The sequence below is a fragment of the Winogradskya consettensis genome (assembly GCF_018332715.1).
GTDB classification, from domain to species: Bacteria; Actinomycetota; Actinomycetes; order Mycobacteriales; family Micromonosporaceae; genus Actinoplanes; species Actinoplanes consettensis.
The window spans coordinates 146688-171753 of record NZ_BOQP01000030.1; the positions used below are offsets into that span (position 1 = coordinate 146688).

The 25066-nt window shown below is 70.0% G+C and carries 19 protein-coding genes and 2 tRNA genes; 9 read left to right on the forward strand and 12 right to left on the reverse strand.

Annotation, left to right across the window (positions count from 1 at the left end; all coding sequences use genetic code 11):
- Positions 1-49: 49 nt before the first annotated feature.
- Entirely contained in the window at positions 50-1462 is a 1413-nt protein-coding gene (locus tag Aco04nite_RS27330) for a dihydrolipoyl dehydrogenase family protein (protein WP_213000110.1), read from the forward strand.
- A 62-nt stretch (positions 1463-1524) separates the two neighbouring features.
- On the opposite strand, the gene Aco04nite_RS27335 is transcribed toward Aco04nite_RS27330, so the two are convergent.
- Complete coding sequence (locus Aco04nite_RS27335) at positions 1525-2361, reverse strand: siderophore-interacting protein (RefSeq protein WP_203840738.1); 837 nt, start codon at positions 2359-2361, stop codon at positions 1525-1527.
- A 103-nt stretch (positions 2362-2464) separates the two neighbouring features.
- Positions 2465-3619 (reverse strand): hypothetical protein, encoded by a 1155-nt coding sequence (locus Aco04nite_RS27340; RefSeq protein WP_213000111.1) that lies wholly within the window; start codon positions 3617-3619, stop codon positions 2465-2467.
- A 287-nt stretch (positions 3620-3906) separates the two neighbouring features.
- Here Aco04nite_RS27340 and ileS point away from each other — a divergent pair, with 287 nt between their 5' ends.
- Together ileS and Aco04nite_RS27350 are read left to right on the forward strand one after the other, a co-directional pair.
- Complete coding sequence (gene ileS, locus Aco04nite_RS27345; protein WP_213000112.1) at positions 3907-7023, forward strand: isoleucine--tRNA ligase; 3117 nt, start codon at positions 3907-3909, stop codon at positions 7021-7023.
- Between the two features lie 151 nt (positions 7024-7174).
- A complete protein-coding gene (locus Aco04nite_RS27350) occupies positions 7175-7999 on the forward strand; it encodes an SMI1/KNR4 family protein (RefSeq protein WP_213000113.1) in 825 nt (274 codons plus the stop codon).
- A gap of 60 nt (positions 8000-8059) precedes the next feature.
- Here Aco04nite_RS27350 and Aco04nite_RS27355 read toward each other — a convergent pair whose 3' ends face one another.
- Positions 8060-8470, reverse strand: coding sequence for a hypothetical protein (locus Aco04nite_RS27355; protein WP_244876352.1), 411 nt, complete (start codon positions 8468-8470; stop codon positions 8060-8062).
- A 185-nt stretch (positions 8471-8655) separates the two neighbouring features.
- Here Aco04nite_RS27355 and Aco04nite_RS27360 point away from each other — a divergent pair, with 185 nt between their 5' ends.
- Positions 8656-9804, forward strand: coding sequence for a sensor histidine kinase (locus Aco04nite_RS27360; protein ID WP_213000115.1), 1149 nt, complete (start codon positions 8656-8658; stop codon positions 9802-9804).
- Positions 9801-10448 (forward strand): response regulator, encoded by a 648-nt coding sequence (locus Aco04nite_RS27365; protein WP_213000116.1) that lies wholly within the window; start codon positions 9801-9803, stop codon positions 10446-10448. Before Aco04nite_RS27360 ends, Aco04nite_RS27365 begins: the two co-directional genes overlap by 4 nt.
- Before the next feature lie 172 nt (positions 10449-10620).
- Here Aco04nite_RS27365 and Aco04nite_RS27370 read toward each other — a convergent pair whose 3' ends face one another.
- Both Aco04nite_RS27370 and Aco04nite_RS27375 read right to left on the reverse strand, forming a co-directional pair.
- Positions 10621-12330: a nucleotidyl transferase AbiEii/AbiGii toxin family protein gene (locus Aco04nite_RS27370; RefSeq protein WP_213000117.1), complete on the reverse strand. Its 1710-nt coding sequence runs from the start codon at positions 12328-12330 to the stop codon at positions 10621-10623.
- Positions 12331-12433: 103 nt separating this feature from the next.
- Positions 12434-14767 carry an FdhF/YdeP family oxidoreductase gene (locus Aco04nite_RS27375; RefSeq protein ID WP_213000118.1) on the reverse strand — a complete coding sequence of 778 codons (2334 nt, stop codon included), beginning with the start codon at positions 14765-14767 and terminating at the stop codon, positions 12434-12436.
- 125 nt (positions 14768-14892) lie between these two features.
- On the opposite strand from Aco04nite_RS27375, the gene Aco04nite_RS27380 reads away from it, so the two are divergent.
- Together Aco04nite_RS27380 and Aco04nite_RS27385 are read left to right on the forward strand one after the other, a co-directional pair.
- Entirely contained in the window at positions 14893-16551 is a 1659-nt protein-coding gene (locus tag Aco04nite_RS27380; RefSeq protein ID WP_213000119.1) for a glycoside hydrolase family 13 protein, read from the forward strand.
- Between the two features lie 28 nt (positions 16552-16579).
- Positions 16580-16813 (forward strand): zinc-ribbon domain-containing protein, encoded by a 234-nt coding sequence (locus tag Aco04nite_RS27385; protein ID WP_213000120.1) that lies wholly within the window; start codon positions 16580-16582, stop codon positions 16811-16813.
- Here the strand turns inward: Aco04nite_RS27385 and Aco04nite_RS27390 are convergent.
- The 3 genes from Aco04nite_RS27390 to Aco04nite_RS27400 all read right to left on the reverse strand — a co-directional run bounded on the left by Aco04nite_RS27390 (position 16792) and on the right by Aco04nite_RS27400 (position 18524).
- On the reverse strand, positions 16792-18300 hold the full coding sequence (locus Aco04nite_RS27390; RefSeq protein WP_213000121.1) for an SDR family NAD(P)-dependent oxidoreductase: 1509 nt from the start codon (positions 18298-18300) through the stop codon (positions 16792-16794). The two genes, Aco04nite_RS27385 and Aco04nite_RS27390, sit on opposite strands and share 22 nt — an antisense overlap.
- A 68-nt stretch (positions 18301-18368) precedes the next feature.
- A tRNA-Ser gene (locus Aco04nite_RS27395) sits at positions 18369-18440 on the reverse strand.
- Between the two features lie 10 nt (positions 18441-18450).
- Positions 18451-18524 (reverse strand) — tRNA-Glu (locus Aco04nite_RS27400).
- A gap of 331 nt (positions 18525-18855) precedes the next feature.
- Here Aco04nite_RS27400 and Aco04nite_RS27405 point away from each other — a divergent pair.
- On the forward strand, positions 18856-19953 hold the full coding sequence (locus Aco04nite_RS27405) for a hypothetical protein (RefSeq protein ID WP_213000122.1): 1098 nt from the start codon (positions 18856-18858) through the stop codon (positions 19951-19953).
- A gap of 158 nt (positions 19954-20111) precedes the next feature.
- Entirely contained in the window at positions 20112-20729 is a 618-nt protein-coding gene (locus Aco04nite_RS27410) for a hypothetical protein (protein ID WP_213000123.1), read from the forward strand.
- A gap of 323 nt (positions 20730-21052) precedes the next feature.
- On the opposite strand, the gene Aco04nite_RS27415 is transcribed toward Aco04nite_RS27410, so the two are convergent.
- The 4 genes from Aco04nite_RS27415 to Aco04nite_RS27430 form a co-directional block, all read right to left on the reverse strand.
- Positions 21053-22303: an FAD-binding protein gene (locus Aco04nite_RS27415; RefSeq protein ID WP_213000124.1), complete on the reverse strand. Its 1251-nt coding sequence runs from the start codon at positions 22301-22303 to the stop codon at positions 21053-21055.
- Between the two features lie 89 nt (positions 22304-22392).
- A complete protein-coding gene (locus Aco04nite_RS27420; protein ID WP_213000125.1) occupies positions 22393-22902 on the reverse strand; it encodes a hypothetical protein in 510 nt (169 codons plus the stop codon).
- Between the two features lie 224 nt (positions 22903-23126).
- A complete protein-coding gene (locus Aco04nite_RS27425) occupies positions 23127-23582 on the reverse strand; it encodes an SMI1/KNR4 family protein (protein ID WP_213000126.1) in 456 nt (151 codons plus the stop codon).
- 2 nt (positions 23583-23584) lie between these two features.
- A complete protein-coding gene (locus tag Aco04nite_RS27430; RefSeq protein ID WP_244876337.1) occupies positions 23585-24994 on the reverse strand; it encodes an MFS transporter in 1410 nt (469 codons plus the stop codon).
- Positions 24995-25066 lie beyond the last annotated feature (72 nt).

Sequence of the window (25066 nt, forward strand, 5' to 3'; positions counted from 1 at the left end):
GCGCGAGAAACAGCGCGGACACGTGACGCGGGGATGGGAAGATCGGGGCATGAGCGAATACGACGTCATCGTGCTCGGGGCCGGACCGGTGGGCGAGAACGTGGCCGACCGGGTGGTCCAGGGCGGGCTGACCGCTGTCCTGATCGAGCACGAACTGGTCGGGGGTGAGTGCTCCTACTGGGCCTGCATGCCCTCGAAGGCGCTGCTGCGCCCGGCCCAGGCGCTGCGCGCCGCGCAGCACGTGGGTGGCGCCACACAGGCGGTCACCGGCAGGCTCGACGTGGAGGCCGTGCTGGCCCGCAGGGACACCTTCACCAGCAATTGGAAGGACGACGGCCAGGTCAAGTGGGTCGAAGGCGCCGGCATCGGCCTGCTCCGCGGGCACGGCCGGCTGAGCGGGACCAAGCAGGTCACCGTGACCGCCAAGGACGGCACCGAGACCGTGGTCACCGCGCGGCACGCCGTCGTCGTGGCCACCGGCTCCGATGCGCTGCTCCCGCCGATTCCTGGGCTCGACGACGCGGACCCGTGGACCAGCCGGGAGGCGACGAGCGCCAAGACCGTGCCGGCCAGCCTCGCCGTGGTCGGCGGTGGGGTCGTCGGGGTCGAGATGGCCACCGCGTACGCGAGCTTCGGCACCACCGTGACCCTGGTCTCCCGGGGCGGGCTGCTGGCCGGCTCGGAGCCGTTCGCCGGTGAGAAAGTCGCCGCGGCGCTGCGCGAGCAGGGTGTGACGGTGCTGCTGAACACCGCGACCAAGAGCGTGACCCGCGGTGACGACGGCGTGGTCATCGAGCTGGGCGACGGCAGTTCGGTGAGCGCCGAGGAGGTGCTGATCGCGACGGGGCGCAAGCCGCGCTCGGGCGACATCGGCCTGGAGACGGTCGGCCTCACGCCCGGCGAGTGGCTGCACGTCGACGACACGTTGCTGGTCGAAGGATACGACTGGCTCTACGCGGCCGGCGACATCAATCACCGCGCACTGCTCACCCACCAGGGCAAATACCAGGCCCGCGCCGTGGGGGACGTCATCACCGCCCGCGCCACCGGCAAGCCGGTGTCGGACGCGCCGTGGGGCACGCACGTGGCGACCGCCGACCACCAGGCCGTACCCCAGGTCGTCTTCAGCGACCCGGAAGTGGCCTCGGTGGGCCTGACCGCCGAGGCTGCGAAGAAGGCCGGGTACGACATCCGCGTCGTCGACTACGAGATCGGCAACGTCGCCGGGGCGAGCGTCTACCAGGACGGATACTCCGGAACCGCGCGAATGGTCGTCGACGAGAAGCGCAAGGTCGTCCTCGGCGTCACGTTCGTCGGCCCCGACGTCGACTCGATGCTGCAGGCCGCCACGATCGCGGTCGTCGGCGAGGTGCCACTGGACCGGCTGTGGCATGCCGTCCCCGCGTACCCGACGATCAACGAGATCTGGCTGCGCCTGCTGGAGACCTACGGACGGCCATGACCCGTCCCGGCGCTCGGGCGGCGCAGGCCGCCCGAGCAGCCCGGAAAGACCAGGTGTGAGCGTCACGCGGGGGTGACGCTCTCCTGCTCAACCTCGATCTGCTGGTTCCACTCACGCTTGCTGGACTGCCAGCCGTCCTCGTTCATGCCCCGGCGCCAGTAGCCGGAGATCGACAGCTGGCTCATCGGGATCCCCTTCTCGACTCGGAACAGCCGCCGCAGGTCCTTCACGAAGTTCGCCTCGCCGTGCACGAAGGCCTGCAGGTCGCCCGCCGGCCAGGTGAACTCCCGCACGGCCGCGATCAGGGACTCGCCGACCGGGCGCTCGCCGCGGTGCAGCCAGGTCAGCGACAGGTCGGCGTCGGTCTCCAGCTTCTGCTCCTCCGCCGGGTCCGAGACCTCGATGAACGCGTACACCTTCGCGCCGGCCGGCATGCCCTCGAGCGCGGCGGCGATGGCCGGGATGGCGCTCTCGTCACCGGCGATCAGGTGCCAGTCGGCGGCGGGGTCGGGTGCGTAGCCGCCGCCCGGGCCCATGAAGCGGACGGGGTCGCCGACCTGCGCGTTACGCGCCCACGGCCCGGCGATGCCCTCGTCGCCGTGCACCACGAAGTCGAGCCACAGCTCAGGAACGTCCGGAAGCCAGCGGCGTACCGTGTAGGTCCGCACCACCGGCCAGGCCTCGCGAGGCAGCGTCTCCCGGATCGCGGCGGCATCGAAGGGTTCGGGGTATTCGACGCCGGGCGGCGGGAACATGACCTTCACGTAATGGTCGGTGAACTCCCCCGCCTGAACCTCGGCCAGACCGGGCCCGCCCACGACGATCCGCACCATGTGCGGGGTGAGCTGCTCGATCCGGGTGACGACGCCAATCTTGGCGGCGCGGACTGGCTTTGGCATGAGACCACTTCTTCCCTGCGGAGTGAGGTTCTCGGTAAGGCTACCCTTACTCTTCTACCTCACTCCCCCAGGCGACGTATGTACGCCGGTTGTGCGGTTCCTGTCAGCCGGTGACCTCGACCGTCGAGGTGAGCCTGCCGAAATGAATGTGCGCCGGCGGATGGCCCTTGACCGGCGCGGGCGGCGCGATCTGCGCCATCCACCGGGCCGCTTCCTGCGGTGCGAGCTCCCGGTCGACCCGGACCTTCGGGACCATCTGCTCATAGGTTCGGCCCAGATCCCAGCTCCTGCCGTACGCCACGGGGTCGAGCACCACGACCCGGCGCTCATCGGCCCGCGGGATGCCGGCGGGCCGGCCTTCCAACCAGATGTTCGCGCCGAGGGCGTCGGTCAGCTGGCAACGGGCCTCGATCCGGGCGGCCGCGTCGACCGGGCCCGTGGAGGACGCCAGCACCCAGGAGGGCTCCGGCGTGAGTTCCGGGAACTCGCCGGCAAAGGCGTCCGCCAGCAACGTGCAGAGCTGGAAGTTGTCGCCTACGCCGGTGAGCGTCACGGCGTAGGCCCGCCCGGCGCCGCGATGCACGACGATCAGCTCCTCGTCGTCGAGCACCTCGAGCAGGCCCGCCACGCAGTCCATGTCCCCACGCACGGCGCCGAGGTCGGCAACCAGCTGTGCTGCCTCATCACGACCGGTAGCCACGGACGGGTCAGCAGCCGCAGAGTCACCGAAGAACGACGACCGGATCTCCGGGATGCTCAGCAGCGTGGTGGCCAACGTCAGCCAGTCCTCCAGCGAGAACCACGCACCGGCAAGACCGGCCGCGTCCTGCGGGGCGACGGCATGCCGCCACGGCAGGCGTGAGTTACGGGTCAGCGTCGCCTGCGCGTACTCGTATGCCTCCTGTCCCTGATCAGGCCGGGGCAGCGGGACCTTCGGGCCGGCCGCGCGCCGCCAGAAGCGGGCGAAGGCGACGGAGGCGGCCATGTTCTCCAGCAGGATCGGGGCGGCCACCTCCGCCAGCGCGGCCGGCGGGGCACCCATCGCGACCAGGCTCCCGGCCAGGATGCCGAGCTTGCTGGACGCCGGGTTCGGCACCAGGGCGAACAGGCCGAGGATCCGGTCGAGGACCTCCGCGGCCCGGGCGGGGCCGACGCCCTCGAGCTCGGTCCAGAGCGGCAGGACGCCGTGCTGGAAGGCGTACATGTCATTGGCACGGGCGGCGGCGTACAACTCGTCGATGTGACGATCGGCATTCACGGCGCGCATCGTAGGGGGTAATGCGCTCGGGGCCCGTTACGGGTTGCGGTAGCATTGCCCACCGCGAGGTGCTGACGGGGACGAGTACCGCTGAACGCAGCCTGAGAGCGACCGGGGACGGTGGGAGCCCGGAGGTGTGCACGGCGCGAAAATCACCCCCCGAGCCGAGCAAACCCTTAATGAGGGGGCCACACGTACGGCGTACGCGTGGTCAAGGAGGGTGGTACCGCGGGGCGCGAGCCTCGTCCCTCCGTTGGTGAGTGTTAACCCGACGGAGGAAGGACCCGATGTACAAGCCCGTTCCCGCGCAGGTCGACCTGGCCCAGGTCGATCATGAGGTGCTGCACTTCTGGCACGCCAACAGCGTGTTCAACCGCAGCCTCGAGCAGACCGAGGGCCGTCCCGACTGGATCTTCTACGAGGGCCCGCCGACGGCGAACGGCATGCCCGGCACGCACCACATCGAGAGCCGGGTGTTCAAGGACGTCTTCCCGCGCTACAAGACGATGAAGGGCTTCCACGTCGCGCGCAAGGCCGGCTGGGACTGTCACGGTCTTCCCGTCGAGCTCGCGGTGGAGAAGGAGCTCGGCTTCACCGGCAAGCAGGACATCGAGAAGTACGGCATCGCCGAGTTCAACGCCAAGTGCCGCGAGTCCGTCACCCGGCACACCGACGCCTTCGCCGCGCTGACCGAGCGCATGGGCTACTGGGTCGACATGGACGACGCGTACCGGACCATGGACCCCGAGTACATCGAGTCCGTGTGGTGGTCGCTCAAGAAGATCTTCGACAAGGGGCTGCTGGTCGAGGACTTCCGGGTGGCGCCGTGGTGCCCGCGGGACCAGACCGCGCTGTCCGACCACGAGCTGGCGCAGGGCTACGAGAACGACATCGACCCCTCGGTGTACGTCCGCTTCCCGCTCACCAACGGCCCGCTCGCCGGCACCGCGTCGTTGCTCGTGTGGACGACGACGCCGTGGACGCTGGTCTCGAACACCGCCGTAGGCGTGCACCCCGACCTCACGTACGTCGTCGCGACCGACGGCAACGAGCGGCTCGTCGTCGCCGAGGCGCTGGTGCAGCAGGCGCTCGGCGAGGGCTGGACGGTGACCGGGCAGAGCTTCACCGGCAAGGAGATGGAGCGCTGGACCTACCAGCGTCCCTTCGACTACGTCGAGATCCCCGACGCGCACTTCGTGGTGCTCGCGACGTACATCACCGCGGACAGCGGCACCGGCCTGGTGCACCAGTCCCCCGCCTTCGGCGCGGACGACCTCGCGACCTGCCGGGCCTACGGGCTTCCCATGGTCAATCCGGTACGCCCGGACGGCACGTTCGAGGCAGGCGTACCCGTCGTCGGCGGCATGTTCTTCAAGTCCGCCGACGCACCGCTCGTCCTCGAGCTTCAGCAGAGCGGTGCTCTCTTCCGTGAGCAGCAGTACGAGCACAGCTACCCGCACTGCTGGCGCTGCCACACGCCACTGATCTACTACGCGCAGCCGTCCTGGTACGTGCGGACGACCGAGGTCCGCGCGCAGATGATCCGCGAGAACGAGAAGACCACCTGGCAGCCGGAGACGATCAAGCACGGCCGGTACGGCGACTGGCTGAACAACAACGTCGACTGGGCGCTGTCCCGGTCGCGGTACTGGGGCACGCCCCTGCCGATCTGGCGCTGCCCCGAGGGGCACCTGACCTGCATCGGGTCCCTCGCCGAGCTGAGCGAGAAGACGGGCCGCGACCTGTCCAACCTCGACCCGCACCGGCCGTTCATCGACGAGATCACGTTCGGCTGCTGGTGCGGCGTGACCTCCACGCGGGTGCCCGATGTCATCGATGCCTGGTACGACTCCGGGTCGATGCCGTTCGCCCAGTTCGGCTACCCGTACCGCAACAAGGAGCTGTTCGAGCGCAGCTACCCGGCGCAGTTCATCTCCGAGGCGATCGACCAGACCCGCGGCTGGTTCTACACGCTGATGGCCGTCGGCACGCTGGTCTTCGACGAGTCCCCCTACGAGAACGTCGTCTGCCTCGGGCACATCATGGCCGAGGACGGCCGCAAGATGTCCAAGCACCTGGGCAACATCCTCGAGCCGATGCCGCTGCTGGAACGCCACGGCGCCGACGCGGTCCGCTGGTTCATGGCCGCGGTCGGGTCACCCTGGGCGCAGCGCCGGGTCGGTCACAACACCCTGCAGGAGGTCGTACGCAAGACCTTGCTGACGTACTGGAACACCGCCGCGTTCCAGGCGCTCTACGGGCGTACCGCCGGCTGGACGCCCTCGGCCGCGGACCCGGCACCGGCCGACCGTCCCGTCCTTGACCGCTGGGTGCTCTCGGAGCTGAACACCCTGGTCAAGAACGTCGACGCCGCCATGGCCGCCTTCGACACGCACGAGACCGGCAAGCTGCTCGCGGCGTTCGTGGACGACCTCTCCAACTGGTACGTCCGCCGCAGCCGCCGCCGTTTCTGGCGCGGCGACAAGGCGGCCCTGGCCACGTTGCACGAGGCCCTGCACACGGTGACGCTGCTCATGGCGCCGCTGACCCCGTTCATCACCGAGCGGGTGTGGCAGGACATGGTGGCCACGGTCGACCCGACGGCGGCACGATCGGTGCACCTGGCCGCGTACCCCTCGCCGGATGAGACGCTGATCAACGCCCGCCTCGGCGAGCAGATGACCCTGGTCCGCCGCCTGGTGGAACTGGGCCGCACCGCCCGCGCCGAATCGTCCGTCAAGACCCGGCAGCCACTGTCCCGCGCACTGGCCTCGGGCCACGGCTTCGACGCGCTCGGCCCCGAGCTGCTCGCGGAGATCTCCTCCGAGCTCAACGTCGGCGTCGTCCTCAACGTCGCCGCGGCCGGCGGGTCCCTGGTGGACACCACCGCCAAGGCGAACTTCCGGCCACTGGGCAAAAGGTTCGGCAAGGGCGTGCAGGACGTGGCCAAGGCCGTCGCGGCAGCTGACGCCGCCGCGCTCAAGGAAGCCCTGACCACCACGGGTACGGCAACCGTGCTCGTCGACGGCGCCCCGGTCGACCTGTCCCCGGACGAGGTCATCATCACCGAGACGCCGCGCGAAGGCTGGGCGGTCGCCTCGGAACAGGGCGCCACCCTGGCCCTCGACCTGCACCTGACCCCGGAGCTCAAGCGCGCCGGCCTGGCCCGCGACGCGATCCGCCTGATCCAGGAGGCCCGCAAATCCAGCGGCCTCGAGGTCTCCGACCGCATCGTCCTGCGCTACCAGGCCACGGACGAAGCCACGTCGGCCGCCCTCTGGGAACACCGCGACCTCGTCGCCGACGAGGTCCTGGCCACCGACTACGCGGAGGGCACGCCCGACTGGGGCACGCCGTTCACCGAGGAGCAGATCGGCCTGACCTTCTGGCTCAAGAAGGCCTGACCTCTTCCGCTCGTCCAAGGCCGCTGCGACTCACTTCGGTGAGCCGCGGCGGCCTTTCGCGCTTCACCGGCCTTCGCGGTGGACCGGCTGGACGGGCCGGGCGGGCCGGGCGGGCCGGGCGGGCCGGGCGGGGCAGTTAAGCTCACCGGCTGTGACGGCTTTGGATGATCTGATGCGGCTGGTGCCACCGCCGGCCAATCCTGCCGGCGGGCCGGCGGACTGGGCGGCGGCCGAGGCCGGGCTCGGACTGCGCCTGCCCGGCGACTTCAAGGCGATGGCCGACCGCTACGGGCAGGGCGAGTTCTGCGATCTCATCTCTCTCCAGCCGGACCTGCCCGGCTACAACGCCGACGTGCTCGAGGACGAGCGGGGTTATCAGGAGGACGATCCTGATGACTACCCGTACCCGCTGTATCCGGCGCCCGGCGGGATCCTGATCTGGGGCGGCACCAGCAACGGCGACTGGTTGTGCTGGCTCACCGAGGGCGGCCCCGAGGAGTGGCCGGTCGTGGTGTGGACTCCCCGGGGTGCGGAGTGGGAGCTCTACCGCATGGGCGCTGCGGCGTTCCTCGAAGGCTGGCTGGCCGGCCGGGTTGCGGCGTTCCCGGACGCCTTCCGGGCCACAGCGCAGTGGTTCGACCCCGTCCAGGACCTGACCCACGTCTACGTCAGGCTCACCGAGAGCACACTCCCCTACGAGCAGCGGTACGCCCACCTGCGCGAAGCCCTCGCCCCGACCGCGGACCGGATGCGGGTCGGCCCCGAGGAGTCCCGGCAGGACAAGTTCGCCGCGGCCGGTGGCCGGTGGCGGGTGATGTACGAGACGGCGTACAGGCATCAGATCCGGATCGCGTTCCCGCCCGGCGACAACGACCGAGCCCGCACGGCTGTGTTGCGGGCCGCTGCCCTGATGGGTTGCCAGGTCGACTCGGCGGACCGGCTCGACTCCGGCACGATGGTCCCGGTCTGGCTCTGAACCCACTGACCTCACCGGGCGGTCCCGGCGTTGCCGAGCCGGTGAACGATGCTTCGCCTGTCACGCCCTCTCCCGTTTCGTCAGGAGCCGGCGTCCACCCCAGGCGATCAGTCCGGTGATGGCGCCTACCAACAGGCCGGTGAAGATGCTGCTGACCGCGGCGAAGATCCGGATCATCAGCTGTTCCGTGCCCGGCGACAGCCGGCCTTCGAGGTTGCCGCCCAGGCGCACATCGTGACCCCCGCTCGCGTCCCAGAGCAGCTGGTGGGCAATGCACAGGAACACGCCGTAGAAGGCCCCGACCGCCAGGAGGGTGAGGAACGGTCGCGGGACCCTGGCAGCAAGCGCCACCGCGATCCAGATCATCGGCGGAACGACGACGAACAGCAGGTTGACGAACGTTCCTTCCTCAAGGATGTCCAGATCGTGCAGGATCACGCGGGGCACGGCGAGCAGCGCCAATCCGGCCATAGCGGGCCAGGGCATTCCTCGGGGACGGGATGGCTGCTTCTGCATGGCCCGACCGTAGGCGCCCGGGCCTCGCGCGCCATCCGTCTCGGACCTCGACCGTGTACGTCGAGAAGCGACAGCCCGGACGCCTCGCTACTACGTTCGGCGGCGCGCTACCGCGGTACCGGGGATTTAGGCTGGCCACCATGGATAGTCGTATCCGGAGGCCCATGCCGTGGGTGGCCGACTCCATACTCGGGCTCGTTGTGACCGCCACGCTGGTGGGGACCATCTCGGCCCGGCAGGGCGGTACCCAGCAACCGGACGCGATCGCGTACGCATGGGCCGCCGGGCTGGGTGCGCTCATGCTCGCCCGCCGCCGCTATCCGCGTGCGGTGCTGGGCGTTACCGCCCTGGGGTTGTTCGCCTACTACTCGGTGGGGTACCCGGCGGTCGGTGTCGCCGTACCATTGGCCGCCGCCCTGTTCTCCGCCGCGGAGGCCGGCCGGCTCGTGACCGCCGCCGTCACCTCGCTGGGGGTGCTCGGCGTCTCGCTCATGTTCCGGCTGATGGAAGGGCAGGACGCCGCCTTCGTACTCGGCTACGACCTGGCGCCGCACGTAACGCTGATGGCGGTTGCCATCGCGCTCGGCGACGGCCTGCGGAGCCGCCGGGTCCAGCAGCGCAGTCAGCGCGAGCTGCGGGACCTGATGGCACGGCAGTACATCCAGGAAGCAGAGAGTTGGTTACGCGAGGAACGATTGTCGATCGCCCGCGACCTTCACGACGCGATCGGGCACGCTCTCTCCGTGATCTCGCTGCACGCGGAGGTGGCACGCGAGGCGATCCCGGTGGACGACGAGGTCGCCGGACCTGCGGTACGGCAGGTGAAGGCCGCCGCGTCGCAGGCCATGCGCGAGTTGCGTACGACGGTCGGCGTGCTGCGTTCGAAGCCGCCCGGCAGGAGTGTCACGGTGTCGCTCGCGTACCTGTCGCCTGTGCTGGACACGGCCAGGGCGGCCGGCTTCGATGTCGAGGAACAGGTCGAGGTGGCGCCGGGGACGCTGCCCCGGATCATCGACGCGGCCGCGTACCGGATCGTCCAGGAGGCGGTGACCAACGTGGTCCGGCATGCCGATGCCAGTCGGCTGAGTGTGAAAGTGGTCGCCGGCACCACGCGGCTGCGAGTGTTCGTGACCGATGACGGTCCGCCATCGGGGAAGCCCGTCCGTGCGGGTCATGGCATCGCCGGTATGACGGAGCGGGCCCGCGCGCTCGGTGGGTCGCTGCGCACGCGGCACGAAGCGTCCGGATTCACCGTCGAGGCCGAACTGCCTCTGCGCGAACCCGCATGATCCGCGTCGTGCTGGTCGACGACCAGGAGCTCATCCGGGCCGGGCTGCGCGCTCTGCTGGCGTCGGTCCCCGACGTCGAGGTCGTGGCCGAAGCAGGTGACGGCGTCGCCGGTCTCGCCGTCGTCCGGCGGCACCTGCCGGACGTGGTGCTCATGGATCTGCGTATGCCGGGCGGCGACGGCCTCACAGCGACCGCGCAGATCACCCGGGACGCATCCCTCAACGGCGTGCGGGTCCTCGTACTCACCACCTTCGACGAGGCCACCGAGATCGATTCGGCGATCCGCGCGGGAGCGGCCGGCTATCTGCTGAAGGACATCGGTTCCGACGATCTCCGCCGGGCGGTCCGGGTCGTCGCCGCCGGGGACAACCTGCTGTCCCCAGCCGTTACCCGGCATGTCATGGACCGGCTCGCCTCGCAGGATGCCCCTGCGGAACCCGATCCCCGGCTCGCCCGGCTCACGGAGCGCGAACGCGAGGTCCTGTCCCGGGTCGGTCTCGGGGAGACCAACCAGGAGATCGGCGAAGCGCTGTTCATCAGCCCGGCGACCGCCCGGACCTACGTCAGCAGGATCCTTGCCAAACTGGGCGCGCGTGACCGTACCCAGCTCGCGGTCATTGCCCACCGCGAAGGCCTCGCCTGACTGTGAGGCTGGTGGTGCCGGCCCGCTAACGGCGGTCGCGGCTTTCTCACCAGCGGCGTTACCTCTCCGGCGATCTACCCGTCTGCTGTTCGCAGGCACAAGCCCGCCGAGGGGTACGCGGACCGTCGATGAGTGTCGTGCTGCGAGGGTTCAGTGCTCGGCAGGGGCGGTGCTACCGGTCGAGGGCGATGGCGAGGCGACGTACCCATCGCTCGACGTCGCCCTCGATGATCGGGTGCTCGGCGGCGAGGTTGTCCCAGTCGACGTCGATCCAGGACAGTACGGTCTCCGGGCCGAAGGTCGAGTCGTCAAGGAGTTGGCGGACGAGGGCCAGGTCGACCGGGGTGTGCTCGGCCAGGAGGACCGCGTCGTAGAGGTCCTTGCCCTGGGGCCACATGTCGGTGCCGAGCCACTGCAGCTTCCAGGCCAGCGACAACCCCGCGGTGGCGGCCTGCACCGGGACGCCCACGCCGGGCAGCGTCACCGGTAGCGGGTCGACGGGCAGCCGCTCCCCGAAGACGACATCGACCTGCAGCGACCCGCCGAGCTCCTCCACCGAGCGCCGCGACCCCCGCAAAGGCCGACGCGAACGCCGGCCTCCACCGCGACGCGACAGCGCATCGCCACGCGAACCCTCGCCGCCAGGCAAAGCGGCACCACCGCGCAACGCCGCACCGCCACGCGAACCCTCATCCGAAACGCCGTGGGTGTGCAGGGCGTCGAACGGGATGGCCAGCCGGTGACCGTCGGCGCGTTCGTACGTCCAGATTGCCGACTCTGCGGCCTCGCCCGGGTGCAGCCCCGCGCACGCGAGGATGCCGTCGAGCAACTGGCGGGCTTCGGTGCTGTCGCTGGTCAGGGTCGGGGGTGTGACCACGAAGTCCAGGTCACCGGGCTCACGGGCGGCTTCTCCCACCCAGGCCGCCATGGTGACGCTGCCCCGGAGCACCAGGTGCTCGGACCAGCGGCTGGTAGCGATCGCCGTCAGGAGGTCCTGGATGGCTGTCCGGCGGGCGTCGCGCCAGCGCTGGCCCTGCACCGGGTCGGTGAAGACCGGCTCGCCCGGGCGGAACGCGTGGGGGTACGGCTTGACGGCCGGGTCGAAGGCTGCGCGCTGATAGAGGCCGGGTGCGGACGGTAGGGGCTGGTAGGTGGGTGGGTAGCCGGGTTCACCGGCCGGGGCCCGCCTGTTCGCGTTGTCGCGCTTCGTGTGCCAGTCGTTGTTCTTGCGGGCCCAGGTGTGCTCCGGACGGTCCGGCTGGAGCCAGCCGAGGTCCAGGTCGAGGTGGCTGTCGTGCACCACGTACTCCTGCTCGATCTTGGCGATCTCGTAGCCGGCGGCTCGCAGGCCGTTCACCAGTTCGTCGAGCCGTGCCGTCGACGTTTCCCGGCCGACGCCCCAGCAGCGCTGGTTGACGAAGCGCGCCTGGTTGCCGTCCGCGTCGCGGGACCGGGCGTTGCGGGACAGGCGTGCTCCGAACGAGGTCGCCAGGTCGGTGAGTTCGAGCAGACCGGCCATGCCTGCCGCGGCGGGCAGCAGCACCTTCACGTGGTGCTCGAAGTACCGTTCCTCCGGCTCGCCGGCGGCGTCACGATCGACGACGGGCGCGCCGGTCGCGTACGGTGCTGCTTCGATCTTGACCCGGGCCGGGTGCATGCCGGCCTGCCGCAGGCTGTCGCACCACTGGCCGGCCAGCCGTATCTGCTCCGCAAGGGTGCCGCTGCCGTGCAGGGTCAGCATCGGCTGGTGAGTAACGTCGCCGCGGTCCAGTTCGATGTGCACGACCTTGAGATCGTGCTCGGCGGCGAAGACGTCCAGGCCATCACTCTGATGCGCCTGAACGGTCACGTGTGTCTCGAAGTCCCCGCTGATCTCACTCACGTCCGGAGGATAAGCGCTCCCCATGCCGCCGGGCGATCCATAAAGGCGAAGGCCCGGCGCAAGGAACAGGTTGCGCCGGGCCAGGATGCCGAGGTGGATATCGTCAGGCCGTCGCGGCGGGGGTGACCTCGACGATCAGGTGCTTGGTCAGCGGCTGTTCGCTCTGGGAGCTGTTGTCCGTCAGCGCGCAGAGCACGTTCAGCTCGGGCATGTAACCCGTGACGCTGCCGCGGGGGGTGTCGTAGCCGATCACGCGGTACCCGTACACAGATCGGGTTTCCCCGTCTCGGGCATGGCTGGTGATGTCGATGAGGTCCCACTCGCTCAGGCCGTGTTCTGTCATGTCCTCGCGGTTCATGAACAGGACCGTGCGGATGTTCTTGACGCCACGGTAGCGGTCGTTGTCCGAGTAGATGGTGGTGTTCCACTGGTCGTGGGACCGTACGGTCGAGAGCATCAGGCGGCCCTCGGGCGGGACCACGTCGGGCAGCGGTGAGCTGTGGAACTCGGCCTTGCCGGAGGCGGTCAGCCAGACCCTTTCCCTGGCCGGCTGGGCGAGTCGGAAGCCGATGCCGTCGTGGACGCGCTTGTTGAAGTCCTCGAAGCCGTCGAGCGCGTGAGACATTGTGTCTCGGATCTTGTCGTAGTCCTCGGCGTAGGCCTCCCATGGCGTGGCCGAGCCGGGCAGGGTCGCCCGGGCCATGCCGCAGAGGATGGCGTTCTCCGACTCGAGGTGCTCGGTCGGCGGCTTGCGCTTGCCGTAGGAGAGGTGCACGTAGCTCATCGAGTCCTCGATGGTCACGCCCTGTTCCTTGCCGCCGCGGAAGTCCTTCTCGGAGCGGGCCAGGCAAGGCAGGATCAAAGCCTTCTTCCCGTGTACGAGGTGGCTGCGGTTGAGCTTCGTGCTGACCTGCACCGTCAGCTCGGTGTTACGCAGCGCCGCGAAGGTCTGCTCGGTGTCGGGGGCCGCGAGGGCGAAGTTGCCGCCCACGCTGATGAAGACCTTGACCCGGCCGTCGCGCATCGCCTCGATGGTGTCGACCGTGCCCAGGCCGCGCTCGCGGGGGGAGACGATGCCGGTGGCCGCGTCGTGCTTGGCCAGCCATGCCTCGGTCGGGTGGTGGTTGACGCCGCAGGTGCGGTTGCCCTGCACGTTGCTGTGCCCGCGGATCGGGGACGGTCCGGCGCCGAGATGGCCGATCATGCCGCGCAGCAGGAGCAGGTTGATGATCTCGCGCATCGTGTCGACGCTGTGTTCCTGCTGGGTGAGGCCCAGGCACCAGGCGATGATCGTACGTTTCGACGCGACGTACTTCGCGCCCAGCTCGCGGATCTGCTCCTCGGGGACGCCGGACTGGTGCACCAGCTCGGCCCAGTCGGAGTCCTCGACCGTCTTGCGGTACGCCTCGTACTGATCGGTGTGCTCGGCGATGAAGTGCTCGTCGACGGCGCCCTGCTCGAGCACCACCTTGGCGACGCCACGCAGCAGCGCCAGGTCACCGGCGATGCGGGGCTGGATGTTCATCGTGCCGGTCTTCGTGGCGTGGAACGTGCCCATCGCCTTGAAGTCGTGCGGCACGATGGTCCGCTGGCTGGCGACCTCGATCAGCGGGTTGACGTGCACGATGTCGGCGCCACGGTCGGCGGCGAGGGCCAGCGAGGTGAGCATCCGGGGCGCGTTCGAGGCGGCGTTGACGGCCATCAGGATGAGCAGGTCGGAATTCTCCCAGTCCTCCAGGTCGCAGGTGCCCTTGCCGGTGCCGATCGCTGCCTGTAGAGCCCGGCCGCTCGCCTCGTGGCACATGTTGGAGCAGTCGGGGAGGTTGTTGGTGCCGTACTCGCGTACCCACAGCTGGTAGAGGAAGGTGCCCTCGTTGCTGAGCCGTCCGGAGGTGTAGAAGGAGGCCTCGTGCGGGCTGGGCAGGGCGCGCAGGGCATCGCCGACCATCTTGTACGCGTCGGCCCAGCTGATCGGCTCGTACTTGTCGGTCGCCGGGTTGTAGCTCATCGGCTCGGTGAGCCGGCCCTGGTTCTCCAGGTCGTGGTCGTTCCACTTGTTGAGCTCGGCGACCGTGTGCGTGGCGAAGAACGCGGCGTCGGTGCGCTTGCGGGTCATCTCCCACGTGACGTGCTTGACGCCGTTCTCGCAGAAGTCGAGGTGCAGGCCTTTGCGGTCGTCCGGCCAGGCGCAGCCGGGGCAGTCGAAGCCGCCGCCCTTGCTGTTCAGCCGGAGCTGGTTCATCTGGAGCACGGCCCGCGGCGCGGCCAGGGGCTCCTGAGCCTTCGCGATGATCTTGCCGACGCTGACCGCCGCGCCCCATCCCGCGGAGGGGTGGTGATAGTCGGCCTGTGAATACTCGCCGCTGGAGTTGGGTCCGCGCCCCTTCGCGGGCTCGCCGGGCGCTCCCTGCCCCAGCCGGTCACCGTCGCGTGCCATGTCGCCTCCGACCATCCGAAACACACCCTTATCGATCACGGTGCCACCTGCGGCTCCGCGGCGCCAGTCCGGCCTCTTGCTCCGCCTCCCTGCACTGTATAGAGCTTTGTGAAAGTGTCGGCGGTATGCCGGACATGTGGTGGCGCGACGCGGTCGTGTATCAGATCTACCCGCGATCATTCGCCGATAACAACGGCGACGGGGTCGGGGACCTCGACGGCATCACCGCACGCCTCGGGTACGTGGCAGGGCTCGGCGTCGGCGCGATCTGGCTGACGCCGTTCCAGCGTTCCCCGCAGGCCGACCACGGCTACGACGTCAGCGACTACACCGACGTCGACCCGCTCTTCGGTGACCTGGCCGCCTTCGACGCACTGGTGGCGCGTGCCCACGAGCTCGGTCTGCGGGTCATCGTCGACGTCGTGCCCAACCACTGCTCGAACGAGCACCCGCTGTTCAAGGACGCGCTCGCCGCCGGGCCGGGGAGCGCCGCCCGCGACCGGTTCCACTTCGCCGACGGCCGCGGGGACGAGCCACCGAACAACTGGCCCAGCGTCTTCGGCGGCCCGGCCTGGACCCGGGTCACCGAGGGCGACGGGCGCCCAGGTCAGTGGTTCCTGCATCTGTACGCGCCCGAGCAGCCCGACTGGAACTGGCGCAACCCGCTCACCGCGGACTTCTTCGCCGGCGTGCTGCGCTTCTGGTTCGACCGCGGCGTGGACGGGCTGCGCATCGACGTCGCGCACGGGCTCTACAAGGCCGCGGGCCTGCCCGACCTGGACGACCCCGGCGCCGTCCCGCCGATGCGGCTGCGGGGCAACCCTCTCGCCAGCGACCAGGAGGAGGTCCACGACGTCTACCGGCAGTGGCGGCACATCGCCGACTCCTACGACCCGCCGCGCGCCCTGATCGGCGAGGTCAACCTCGACCCGGAACGAGCAGCCCGATACGTACGCCCGGACGAGCTCCACCAGGCCTTCGCCTTCGCGCTCGTGGCAGCCCCGTGGGACGCGACCGCATGGGCGGACGTGGGCACGAGGCTGATGAACGGCGGCACCCCCGTGACGTGGGTGGTGGAGAACCACGACGTCGTCCGCACCCCGACGCGCTACGGCAACCCGGCCCGCGCCAAGGCGGCGTTGCTCGCGATCCTGTTCCTGCCCGGTGCCGCGTACGTGTACCAGGGCCAGGAACGCGGCCTGCCCGAGGTTGACGTATCACCGTCCGATCGCCAGGACCCGGCCTGGACCCGCTCGGGCATCTCCCGCGACGGCTGCCGCGTCCCCCTGCCCTGGCAGTCCGACCCGGCCGACACCTACGGCTTCTCCCCACCCGGTTCGGCCCCACCGTGGCTGCCGGTCCCGCCGGACTGGGGCACCTACGCCACCGACCCGGCCTTCCTACGCCACGCCCTCGCCCTGCGCCGCCGTCTTCTCCACGGCGACCCCGTCACCGCGACCAGGCCATCGGCCGACGTCACCGGCGCCCTCCACGCCGACATCACGGTCGCGCGGCACGAATACGACGGAACCCTCACGGACGGCAGTGCAGGCGCGCGGCACGAATACGACGGAACCCTCACGGCTGACGATGCGGTCGTGTGGCGCGTTCACGACAACGGGCTGCTGACCGCCGTACGCGAGGATGCCTTTGTCCTTGCCATCGCCATGGGCGACAGGGCCGCCGAGCTGCCACCCGGCGAGGTCTTGCTGACCAGCGGCCCGCTCACCGCCGACGGCCTGCTACCGCCCGACACCGCGGCGTGGCTGAGCGTCGGGGAGTGAGGTGGCCCGCCCTGGGTACAAATGAGGGATGTTCCTGCTCTTCGGTCTGCGCTCCAAGGACTATCTGATCTCCGTCACGACCATGATCTGCGAGGTGTGCGGCTGGAACGCGCCGCAGACCCTGATCCGGCGCACGACGAAGTTCACGCTCTTCTTCGTGCCGCTCTTCCCCGTGCGCCCGAGCCGGCAGTTCCTGAGCTGCGGCCACTGCCAGGCCTACCGCCCGGCGCCCACCGGCACCTACCAGGGCACAACCCCGTAATTCTTGACGAGTACGCCATGCAGCGGCGCGCCCGCCTCGCCGCTCAGGATCGGGTGGTAGACGCGGGCCGCCGCGTCGACGACGTCAAGCGGCGGCCGCCAGCCCGCAGCGGCACGGCGGTCCCGGCGTCCCGGCGGGTTCTCGTCGGTGATCCAGCCGGTATCGACACCGCACATGTGGACACCGTCGCGGGCCAGGTCGGGGGCCGCGACCCGGGTGAGCATGTTCAGCGCCGCCTTGCTCATCGAGGTGTGCGGATGACGTTCCGGACCTGTCCCGCCACCGAACCAGCCCTCACGACCGGTCACGTTGACCACGTAGCGCCGGTCCACCCCGGGACCGGTCAACGCCGGGCGCAGCCGATCGAGCAGCAGGAACGGCGCGATGACGTTCACGAGCTGCACCTCGAGCAGCTCCACCGGATCGACCTCCCCGAGCCGGGCGGTCCACGAGTTGTGTTCGCCCGGCACGACCAGCGCCCCGGTGGCATCGGTCTCGTCCCACGCCGTCGTCGCGCCGTCCACGCCGGCACGCCCGGTCGCTGAGGTGATAGCGGGCAGCATCAGCTCCGCGACACCGGGCCGGTATCCCGACACCATCTCGACCGCCGGACCCGTTACGCCGGCCCGGGCAGCATCGACCGGCCTGCCCTCTGCGGCCGCACGAGCGGCCGCGGCCGATCCATCCGCTCCGGTTGTCCGAGCAACCTCGACGGACCCGCCGGCTTCGGCTCTCGGAGCGACCTCGCCGGACCTACCCGCTCCGGCAGCCCGGGCGGTGAGGAGCTCCGTTGCCACCAGCGGCTGATAGGCCCACGCGGGGCGGCGTACCGTCTGGGCGGCATTGTTGATCAGAATGTCGAGGCGGTGCTCGCCGGCGCGGTCCGCGACCTCCAGCACCTGCCTCGGGTCACGCAGGTCGGCACCGATGATCCGTAGCCGCGGGAGCCAGGCCGCGGCGTCCGGCTCCCCCTCGAACCTGCGTCCTGCATCAGCCGGGAACCGCGTCACCACCATGACCTCGGCGCCGTCGCGCAACAGCTTCAACGCGACCTGGAACCCGATCTTCACCCGCCCACCGGTCACCAGCGCCCGTCGTCCGGTCAGGTCGGTTCGGGCGTCCCGATACCGCCGGTGCAGCCCGGCACACTCCGGGCAGAGTGCGTGATAGAACGCGTCGACCATCCGAAACCGCCCCCGGCAGGCATAACACCGCCGCTCCCGCCGAGTGGTCCCAGACCCCTCATCAGAGCCACCCACCACGGGTACGCCCTCAGCGCGGTCCACCGCCCCCGTCGACGCCCCTGCCACAACGGCCCGATCCAAGGCCGCCGTCCTGCGCCGCCGATCAGCACGCCGCTGCTTCTGAGCGTCCTTCACCAGCCCGTCCACGGCCCGCTGAAACCGCTGCCGCACCGGGTCATCAACAGCAAGATCACGAACCTCGCCGAGCACCCGCAGGGCCGCCTCGATCGCATCGCCGTCCATACCGCTCACCTCCCCCGGTTCGCCGGCAGGCCGGCCGCCTCCCCTGTCCTGCTTCCCCGCTGGCGAGGTGGGCCGAGCCGGATTCGAACCGGCGTCCTCCGCACGAGCAGTGCGGCGCGTCGACCTCTGCGCTACCGGCCACCCCGGCGGTGGACCCGGCCGGACTCGAACCGGCATCCTCTGCCTTGAAAGGGCAGCGCGACAGCCAATTGCGCTACAGGTCCACCGAGCCAGGACTATACGGACCGCCCCACGCCCCCCAAACCAAATTTCCGCACCGCCGCCCACCGCACCGCTACACCCCGGGGCCGCCACACCGCGGGAGCGCCACACCGCTGCGCTGCCTGACTGGCGGACGGCCGGCACCGGCGTCAACCGGACCGGGGCAGCGAGCTGCCTCTGGAGCGGGGTCGGCTGCGGTGACGTATCAACCCGAAAATTGACTACATTGGATGGTGGCCGGGAGCTCATCGGGGGCATCGGCGATCTGTGGCGCACGCCGGGCTCGTCAGGGTTGTGGGCCCGGAGCTGTCGTGAGAGGGGCATCCGCATCTCATGCGTAGACGTGACTTTCTGACTCTGGCAAGCATCGGCGTACCCCTCGGGTCTGCCTTGCCGTTCTCCCCTGCGGCCGCCGCCGGGCCGGACAAGGGCAATGTCATCGGGTTGCTCGCCCGGGAGCAGGACAAGGTCGACGAGGGCGCGGCCCAGCTCAAAGGCTTTGTCGTCCGGCTCAACTGGGACGCGGCGCAGCCGGCCGAGGGCGGGGCGATCAGCAAGGCGGCGTGCGACCAGCTGACCGGCGCGGTCGCCTTCGCCAGGGAGCAGGGCTACTCCCGGTTGAAGCTGCGCCTGGTCGCGGGCCAGTCAGCGCCGGGCTGGGCCAAGGCCATCGGCGGCACGGCTCTCGACTGGGACAACGACGGCGAACCACTGACGGTGCCGCGCTGGTGGACGGGCGCGTACCTGGACGCGTACCGCGACTTCGTGCTGCGGCTCCGCGACCACCTCGACGACCCGATGTGGTGCGAGGTGACGGTGTCGGCCACGTGCACGGTGTTCGCCGAGCCCTGCATCCACGAGCTCGACTCGCAGGCGAACAGGACCACGCTGCTGAAGCTCGAGTACACGACGCAGGACGAGATGGACGCGCTCAAGAGGGCGATCGCGATCCACGAGGAGCTCCTATCCCCGTACGGTGTTTCGTCCTCGATCGCCTACAACCCCCTGCAGACGATCGTGGTCTCGCCCGACGGCGCCACGAACTCGCTGGTCAACGATACCGGCAGGACCATCGAGCTGATGGACCACCAGCGCACCGCCATGGGTGACTTCGGGGTCTGGGAGAACAACTCCCTCATCGCAGCGGACGTCGACGGGACCCTCGAGCAGACCCGCCCGGCCTACCGGACCATGTACGCCCACATGCGCGCCGGTGCAGCGGCCGGCCATCCCATCCAGTTCCAGACCGCGACCCTGGCGAAGATCCGGGAGGCGAAGGGCTCGGTCTATCACACGGCGTTGTGGGCAGCCCGGAACGGCGGTATCTCGGTCGAGCTGCCGGTGGGCTGGGAGGGTGACCGCCTGCACGGCCCGGTCATCGACGCGGCCCTCGCCGACCAGCTCAACACGGCCTTCGCCGAGAACGCCTGATCGAACCGCCATTGCGTGTCTCTCCTCTGTGGGCGCGAGTCACTCGCCTGTCCGGCTTAGTCAGACACTTTGTCTCAGAGTGACAAGGCCGCCGTGGCGCACGGTCTTGGCACGATGACGGGATTTAAGGGCGGCGCCGGTTCGCCAGGATGATCCACATGACTGAGACAGCGAACCTGCCGGCACCGTCCTGGAAGTCCGTCGCGGCGCGGGGCGCCGGTGTCGGGGCCGTCTCCCTGGTGACGTGGGTCGTCGGGTACGCCGTGTCGAACCTGCTGGTGCGGCCGCACGACGGCCAGGACATCGCCGACTACGTGATGAACGCCGCCCTGGTCGCCCTCGCCATCGGAGTGCCGACCGGCCTCATCATCGGCCTGCTGACCGGCCGCGCTCTCCATTTGCGCCGGCCCTTCCTGACGGCCGTGCTAGGGCTCGCCGGTGCTGCCGCCCTCGTGGTCAGCGGCGTCTCGGTGACGGAGTACGTCCCCGGCCTGCCGGTCATCGTAGGCGTAGCCGAGGAGGTGGTGTTCGTCGTAGCGGCCTACGCCGCCGCGGCCCTGCTCGTCTCCCGCGGCCGCCTCGCGGCGACGTCTATCCGGACCGCGGCGTCGTCCACCCGGATCGCTGCGACGTCCACCCGGGCTGCTGCCCGGTCCAGCCGCGCGACGGGAACGCCGGCCCGCACCGCAGCAGCAGCCCCCCACCGCGCAACCCGGACCTACGCCGACGCACCCCGCACCTACAGCACCACCCGCCCAGCCCGCGCTGCCGCCTGACAACCGCCCCGGGAACGCCCGGACAACCTCGCCGAGGTCGGTTACCGGGTCGCGGCCCCCGCCCGGGGCGTGGGTCCAACCCGAGTGACCCAGCCCCAGGTGACCGACACAGCCCAAGCCGAACAATGCGGCGCTCAAGCCGAACAATCCGGCACCCAACCCAGCAGCGCCGCGTCCCGGTCCATTGGAGCCACTACAGCAGACTGGCTCGACCAAGCGGCACGGCACGGCCCGGCCCGGCGAACCGGCCAACCGGCTTGGCCAAGCGAACCGGCCAAGCGGCCCGGCACGGCCCGGCGAACCGGCCCCGTCAACCCGCGCGCTCAGTCGAGCAGGGCGTCGAGCCAGGGGTTGCGGAAGATGCGGTTCGGGTCGAATTCGCGGGTGAGGGATACGAAGTCGGTGAAGCGGTCGTACTGGGCGTGGATGGTTTCCGGGCTGGTGGTGAAGACCTTGCCCCAGTGGGGGCGGGCGTCCAGCGGTGCCAGGGCCTGCTCCAGCCTGGCCACGACCGGGAGCACGATGTCCGTGTCCGCGATCCAGGTGAAGTGCAGGGCGAACGTTTCGCGCTGATAGTTGGGGCTCAGCCACAGGTCGTCCGCGCCGATGGTGCGGAGTTCGCAGATCTGCAGGACCGGTGAGACGACGTCGCCGATCGCGGCGACCGCGTCGATCGCCTCGAGGGCGTGGGCCCGGGGGACGTGGTATTCCGATTGGAGTTCTTCGCCGCTGCTCGGGGTGAACTCCATGCGGAAGTGTGGCAGCCGGGTGTGCCAGGGGCCGGGGTCACCGGACTGGTCGGTGCTGTTCTGGGCCGGCATGCCGGGGACGGGATGGCGGGCGGCGTCCGCGCGGCGGGCCCCGTGCCAGTCGCCGGCGGGCATCGGGTCGCGGCGCTTGAGCCAGGCCATGTTGACGTCCGGGCCGGTCCAGTTGGTGAAGAGACTGACGCTGTAGCCGTCCCCGAGGATGCCCGGGAGGTCGCGCTCGAGCTCGGCGCGCGGCAGGTCGTCGTACACATATTGGCGTAGTTCGAAGGCCGGGGCGACGTCGAGGGTGAGCGAGACGACCACCCCGAGCGCGCCCAGGCCGACGACCGCGCCGAGGAAGGCGTCGCCGTCGAGGTCGCGGCGCAACGTGACCAGCTTGCCGTCGCCGCGGATCAGCTCGATAGCCGAGACGGCGGTGGCGAGGTTGCCGTTGTGCTCGCCCGAACCGTGGGTGGCGGTGGCGATCGCCCCGGCCACCGAGATGTGCGGCAACGACGCCATGTTGTGCAGCGCCAGGCCCTCGGCGTCGAGGCGGGAGGCCAGCTCGCCGTAGCGCATGCCGCCGTCGATGCGTACCGAGTTGTGGTAGGGGCCGACCTCGAAGATGCGGGGGAGGTCGGCGAGCGAGATCAGGTCGCCGGTGGTGTCGGCCATCCGGTTGAAGGAGTGGCCGCTGCCCAGGACCTTGACCGGCCGACCGGCTGCCACCAGCTCCTGGATCTGCTCCACCGACGTCGGCCGATGCAGGCGGTGCGCGCCGAAAACGATATTCCCGGCCCAGTTGGTGACCTTCTCATCGCTCATGGACCCAGCACACCACGGAAACAAGCCGGAAACCATCTCCCTGAAGATCCAAAATCAGGATGAGCGACAGATCCTTCAGCCGTACGCGATCAGTAGCCGGACTCCTCCCCCACAGCGGCCCGGGCAGCGGCCTCGGCCGGTCCGTCGCCGTACCCGGGCCGGGCCACGGCGACGGACTGGAAGTAGAACCCCTGTTCCTCATCCGGATCGTCGTCCGCCGCGAACGACCGCCACAGGCCCAGGTACAGATCGGGCGCCGAGAAGCAGCCATCGTCCTCGCCCGCATCGACCCTGGTGTGCCGCCGCAACTCCCGGACCACCTCGCGGGCCGCCTGCCCGAAGACATCAACGTCCCGGTACCGCACGACGTCCTCCTCGTACGGGCGGTACAGCTCGATGAAGTTGACCCGCCCCCGGGAACGCCCGGCCACACCGAACCCGACGCTGAACCCGAGACCGCCGGGCATCGTCAGCGCCACCCCGCCGAACGCGTCCCGGACCAGCGGCCCGAGCGTCCCCAGCGCCGATCTTGCCTCCTCGACGGTCATCCCGAGCCGCAGCGGCCCGGCCCCGTACGGCGGATCCAGCACGAATTCCATCGCGAGATCATCTCCAGTCCCCCCGACGCTCCGGCGGGCGCATCCCCCGCCAGAGCCTGCCCACGCTCCAGCGAACACACCCGGGACAAGAGGCACGCCGCCAGACTCCGCCGACCCTCCAGCGAACACCCGGGACAAGAGGCACGCCGCCAGACTCCGCCGACCCTCCAGCAGGCGCGCCCAGGACAAGAGGCACGTCGCCGCGCACGAGCCGGACGGGAGGTTCAAGGCCTGAGCGCGTGCGCCGCCAGAAACTTGAGGAAGTCCGCGGCGACGATCTCGTCGTCGCCGGCGGCGTGGAAGTGGAACCAGACCTGCTCGAGGCAGCGGCCATCCTCGACGGGAAAGCCCCAGTGGTCGCCGGTGCCGACCGCGGCGACGGCGACAAAACTGCGATCGGGGAACTCCTGGTCGTTGACGGTGCAGAGGTCGTCGCCGTACTCCTGCGGCTCCGCGACGACGGGGAACAGCTCCACGTAGCCGAACATGCCGCCACCAAAGCGCACAATGAACGCTTTGTACTTCTCCGGCAGTGCGATTCCCAGGCGGCGTTCGACGACGGCTATCTCATCGGCCGTGGCCGTGCGTCCCTCGACGAGCGCGAAGCCGTGCTCGGCCTCCCCCGCTGCGGACCTCGCCAGCAGCGGCTCGGCGAGTGCGGCGAACTCATGGAGCTCCACGTCTACTCCGCGGCGGCAGGATCGGGGCGGTCGCCGCGGGGCATGAGGGTGACCATCGCGACCATGAGGACGGCGAGGGCGATGATGCCGAGGAAGACGTGCTGGACCGCGGTGGTCATGCGGACGGGGTCCGTGCCGTCGCCGCGGAGGGTGGCGTTGGCGATCGCGCCGAAGACCGCGACTCCGACGGCGCTGCCCAGGGAGCGCATGAAGACATAGTTGGCGGTGACGACGCCGCGGTCCTCCCAGCCGACGCTCGACTGGCCGACGACGACGGTGGGCGGGCCGACGAGGCCCATGCCGAGACCGATGAGCAGGCAGACCGCGCCGACCGTGAACACGCTGGAGCGCTGGTCGAGGACGAGCAGCAGGAGCGAGCCGGCGAGCACGATCGCCGTACCGATCAGGGCGCAGCCACGGAAGCCGAGCCGCAGATAGATCTTTCCTGACTGGCTGGCTGCGATGGGCCATCCGATCAGCAGGGTCGCCAGGGCGAAACCGGCGAGCAGTGGGCTGGCGCCGAGCGCAGTCTGGGCGTACGTGGGGATGTAGGAAGTGAGGCCGAGCAGGACCGCCCCGATCCCGAACGACGTCAGGCCGGCGGCGACCAGGGTCCGGCGGCGAAAGACCCAGAGTGGGAGCACCGGTTCGGCGACGTCGCGTTCGGCGAAGCCGAAGGCGACCAGCAGCGCGACGCCCGCGCCAAGCACCGCGATGCCGGGTACCGACGCCCACGCCCAGCTCTGACCGCCCTCCAGGAGACCGAGAATGATCAGGGTGAGGCCGGTGGTGAGCAACGCCGCGCCGCGGTAGTCGATCGCCGGGTGGGCCCGGTTCACGCGTTCGCCGAAGCGACGCCAGATGGTCACGGCGGCGGCCAGGCAGAGCGGAATGTTGATGAAGAAGATCCACCGCCAGGACACCCATTCGCTGAACACGCCGCCCAGGGTCGGCCCGAGCACCGAGGCGATGCCCCATACGCTGGCGATATAGCCCTGGACCTTCGCGCGTTCCCGCACCGAGTAGAGATCCCCGATCATCGTCATCGTGGTCGGCTGGATGGCGCCCGCGCCCAGGCCCTGCACGGCCCGGAAGGCGATGAGGGCGCCGATGCTGCCGGCGAGGCCACCGCCGACCGACCCCAGGGCGAAGACCGCGATACCGGCCAGGACGACAGGCTTGCGTCCGAAAAGGTCAGCCAGTTTCCCGAACACGGGTACGCTCACCGCCTGCGCGAGCAGGTACGTCGAGAACAGCCACGGGAACTCCGCGAACCCGCCGATGTCCGCCACGATCGACGGCACCGCCGTGGCGATGATGGTCGAGTCGATCGCGACCAGCGCCGTGCTCAGCATGACGGCGGCGAGCACCGGACCACGCTCCGACCGTAGGCCTACCCCGGTATCCGTCACGATCACCACCCAACCACGCTCGGCCGCCATGATCGACCCGGCGATGATCGACAGTGGCCTTGATGACACGAT

Excerpts from the sequence above, each read along its gene's own strand:
- Aco04nite_RS27415 (WP_213000124.1), bottom strand. The coding sequence starts at position 22,303 with ATGAGCGATGAGAAGGTCACCAACTGGGCCGGGAATATCGTTTTCGGC.
- Aco04nite_RS27375 (WP_213000118.1), bottom strand. The coding sequence starts at position 14,767 with ATGGCACGCGACGGTGACCGGCTGGGGCAGGGAGCGCCCGGCGAGCCC.
- Aco04nite_RS27360 (WP_213000115.1), top strand. The coding sequence starts at position 8,656 with ATGGATAGTCGTATCCGGAGGCCCATGCCGTGGGTGGCCGACTCCATA.
- Aco04nite_RS27335 (WP_203840738.1), bottom strand. The coding sequence starts at position 2,361 with ATGCCAAAGCCAGTCCGCGCCGCCAAGATTGGCGTCGTCACCCGGATC.
- Aco04nite_RS27405 (WP_213000122.1), top strand. The coding sequence starts at position 18,856 with ATGCGTAGACGTGACTTTCTGACTCTGGCAAGCATCGGCGTACCCCTC.
- Aco04nite_RS27365 (WP_213000116.1), top strand. The coding sequence starts at position 9,801 with ATGATCCGCGTCGTGCTGGTCGACGACCAGGAGCTCATCCGGGCCGGG.
- Aco04nite_RS27390 (WP_213000121.1), bottom strand. The coding sequence starts at position 18,300 with ATGGACGGCGATGCGATCGAGGCGGCCCTGCGGGTGCTCGGCGAGGTT.
- Aco04nite_RS27380 (WP_213000119.1), top strand. The coding sequence starts at position 14,893 with ATGCCGGACATGTGGTGGCGCGACGCGGTCGTGTATCAGATCTACCCG.
- Aco04nite_RS27410 (WP_213000123.1), top strand. The coding sequence starts at position 20,112 with ATGACTGAGACAGCGAACCTGCCGGCACCGTCCTGGAAGTCCGTCGCG.
- Aco04nite_RS27355 (WP_244876352.1), bottom strand. The coding sequence starts at position 8,470 with ATGGCCGGATTGGCGCTGCTCGCCGTGCCCCGCGTGATCCTGCACGAT.
- Aco04nite_RS27385 (WP_213000120.1), top strand. The coding sequence starts at position 16,580 with ATGTTCCTGCTCTTCGGTCTGCGCTCCAAGGACTATCTGATCTCCGTC.
- Aco04nite_RS27330 (WP_213000110.1), top strand. The coding sequence starts at position 50 with ATGAGCGAATACGACGTCATCGTGCTCGGGGCCGGACCGGTGGGCGAG.
- Aco04nite_RS27420 (WP_213000125.1), bottom strand. The coding sequence starts at position 22,902 with ATGGAATTCGTGCTGGATCCGCCGTACGGGGCCGGGCCGCTGCGGCTC.
- ileS (WP_213000112.1), top strand. The coding sequence starts at position 3,907 with ATGTACAAGCCCGTTCCCGCGCAGGTCGACCTGGCCCAGGTCGATCAT.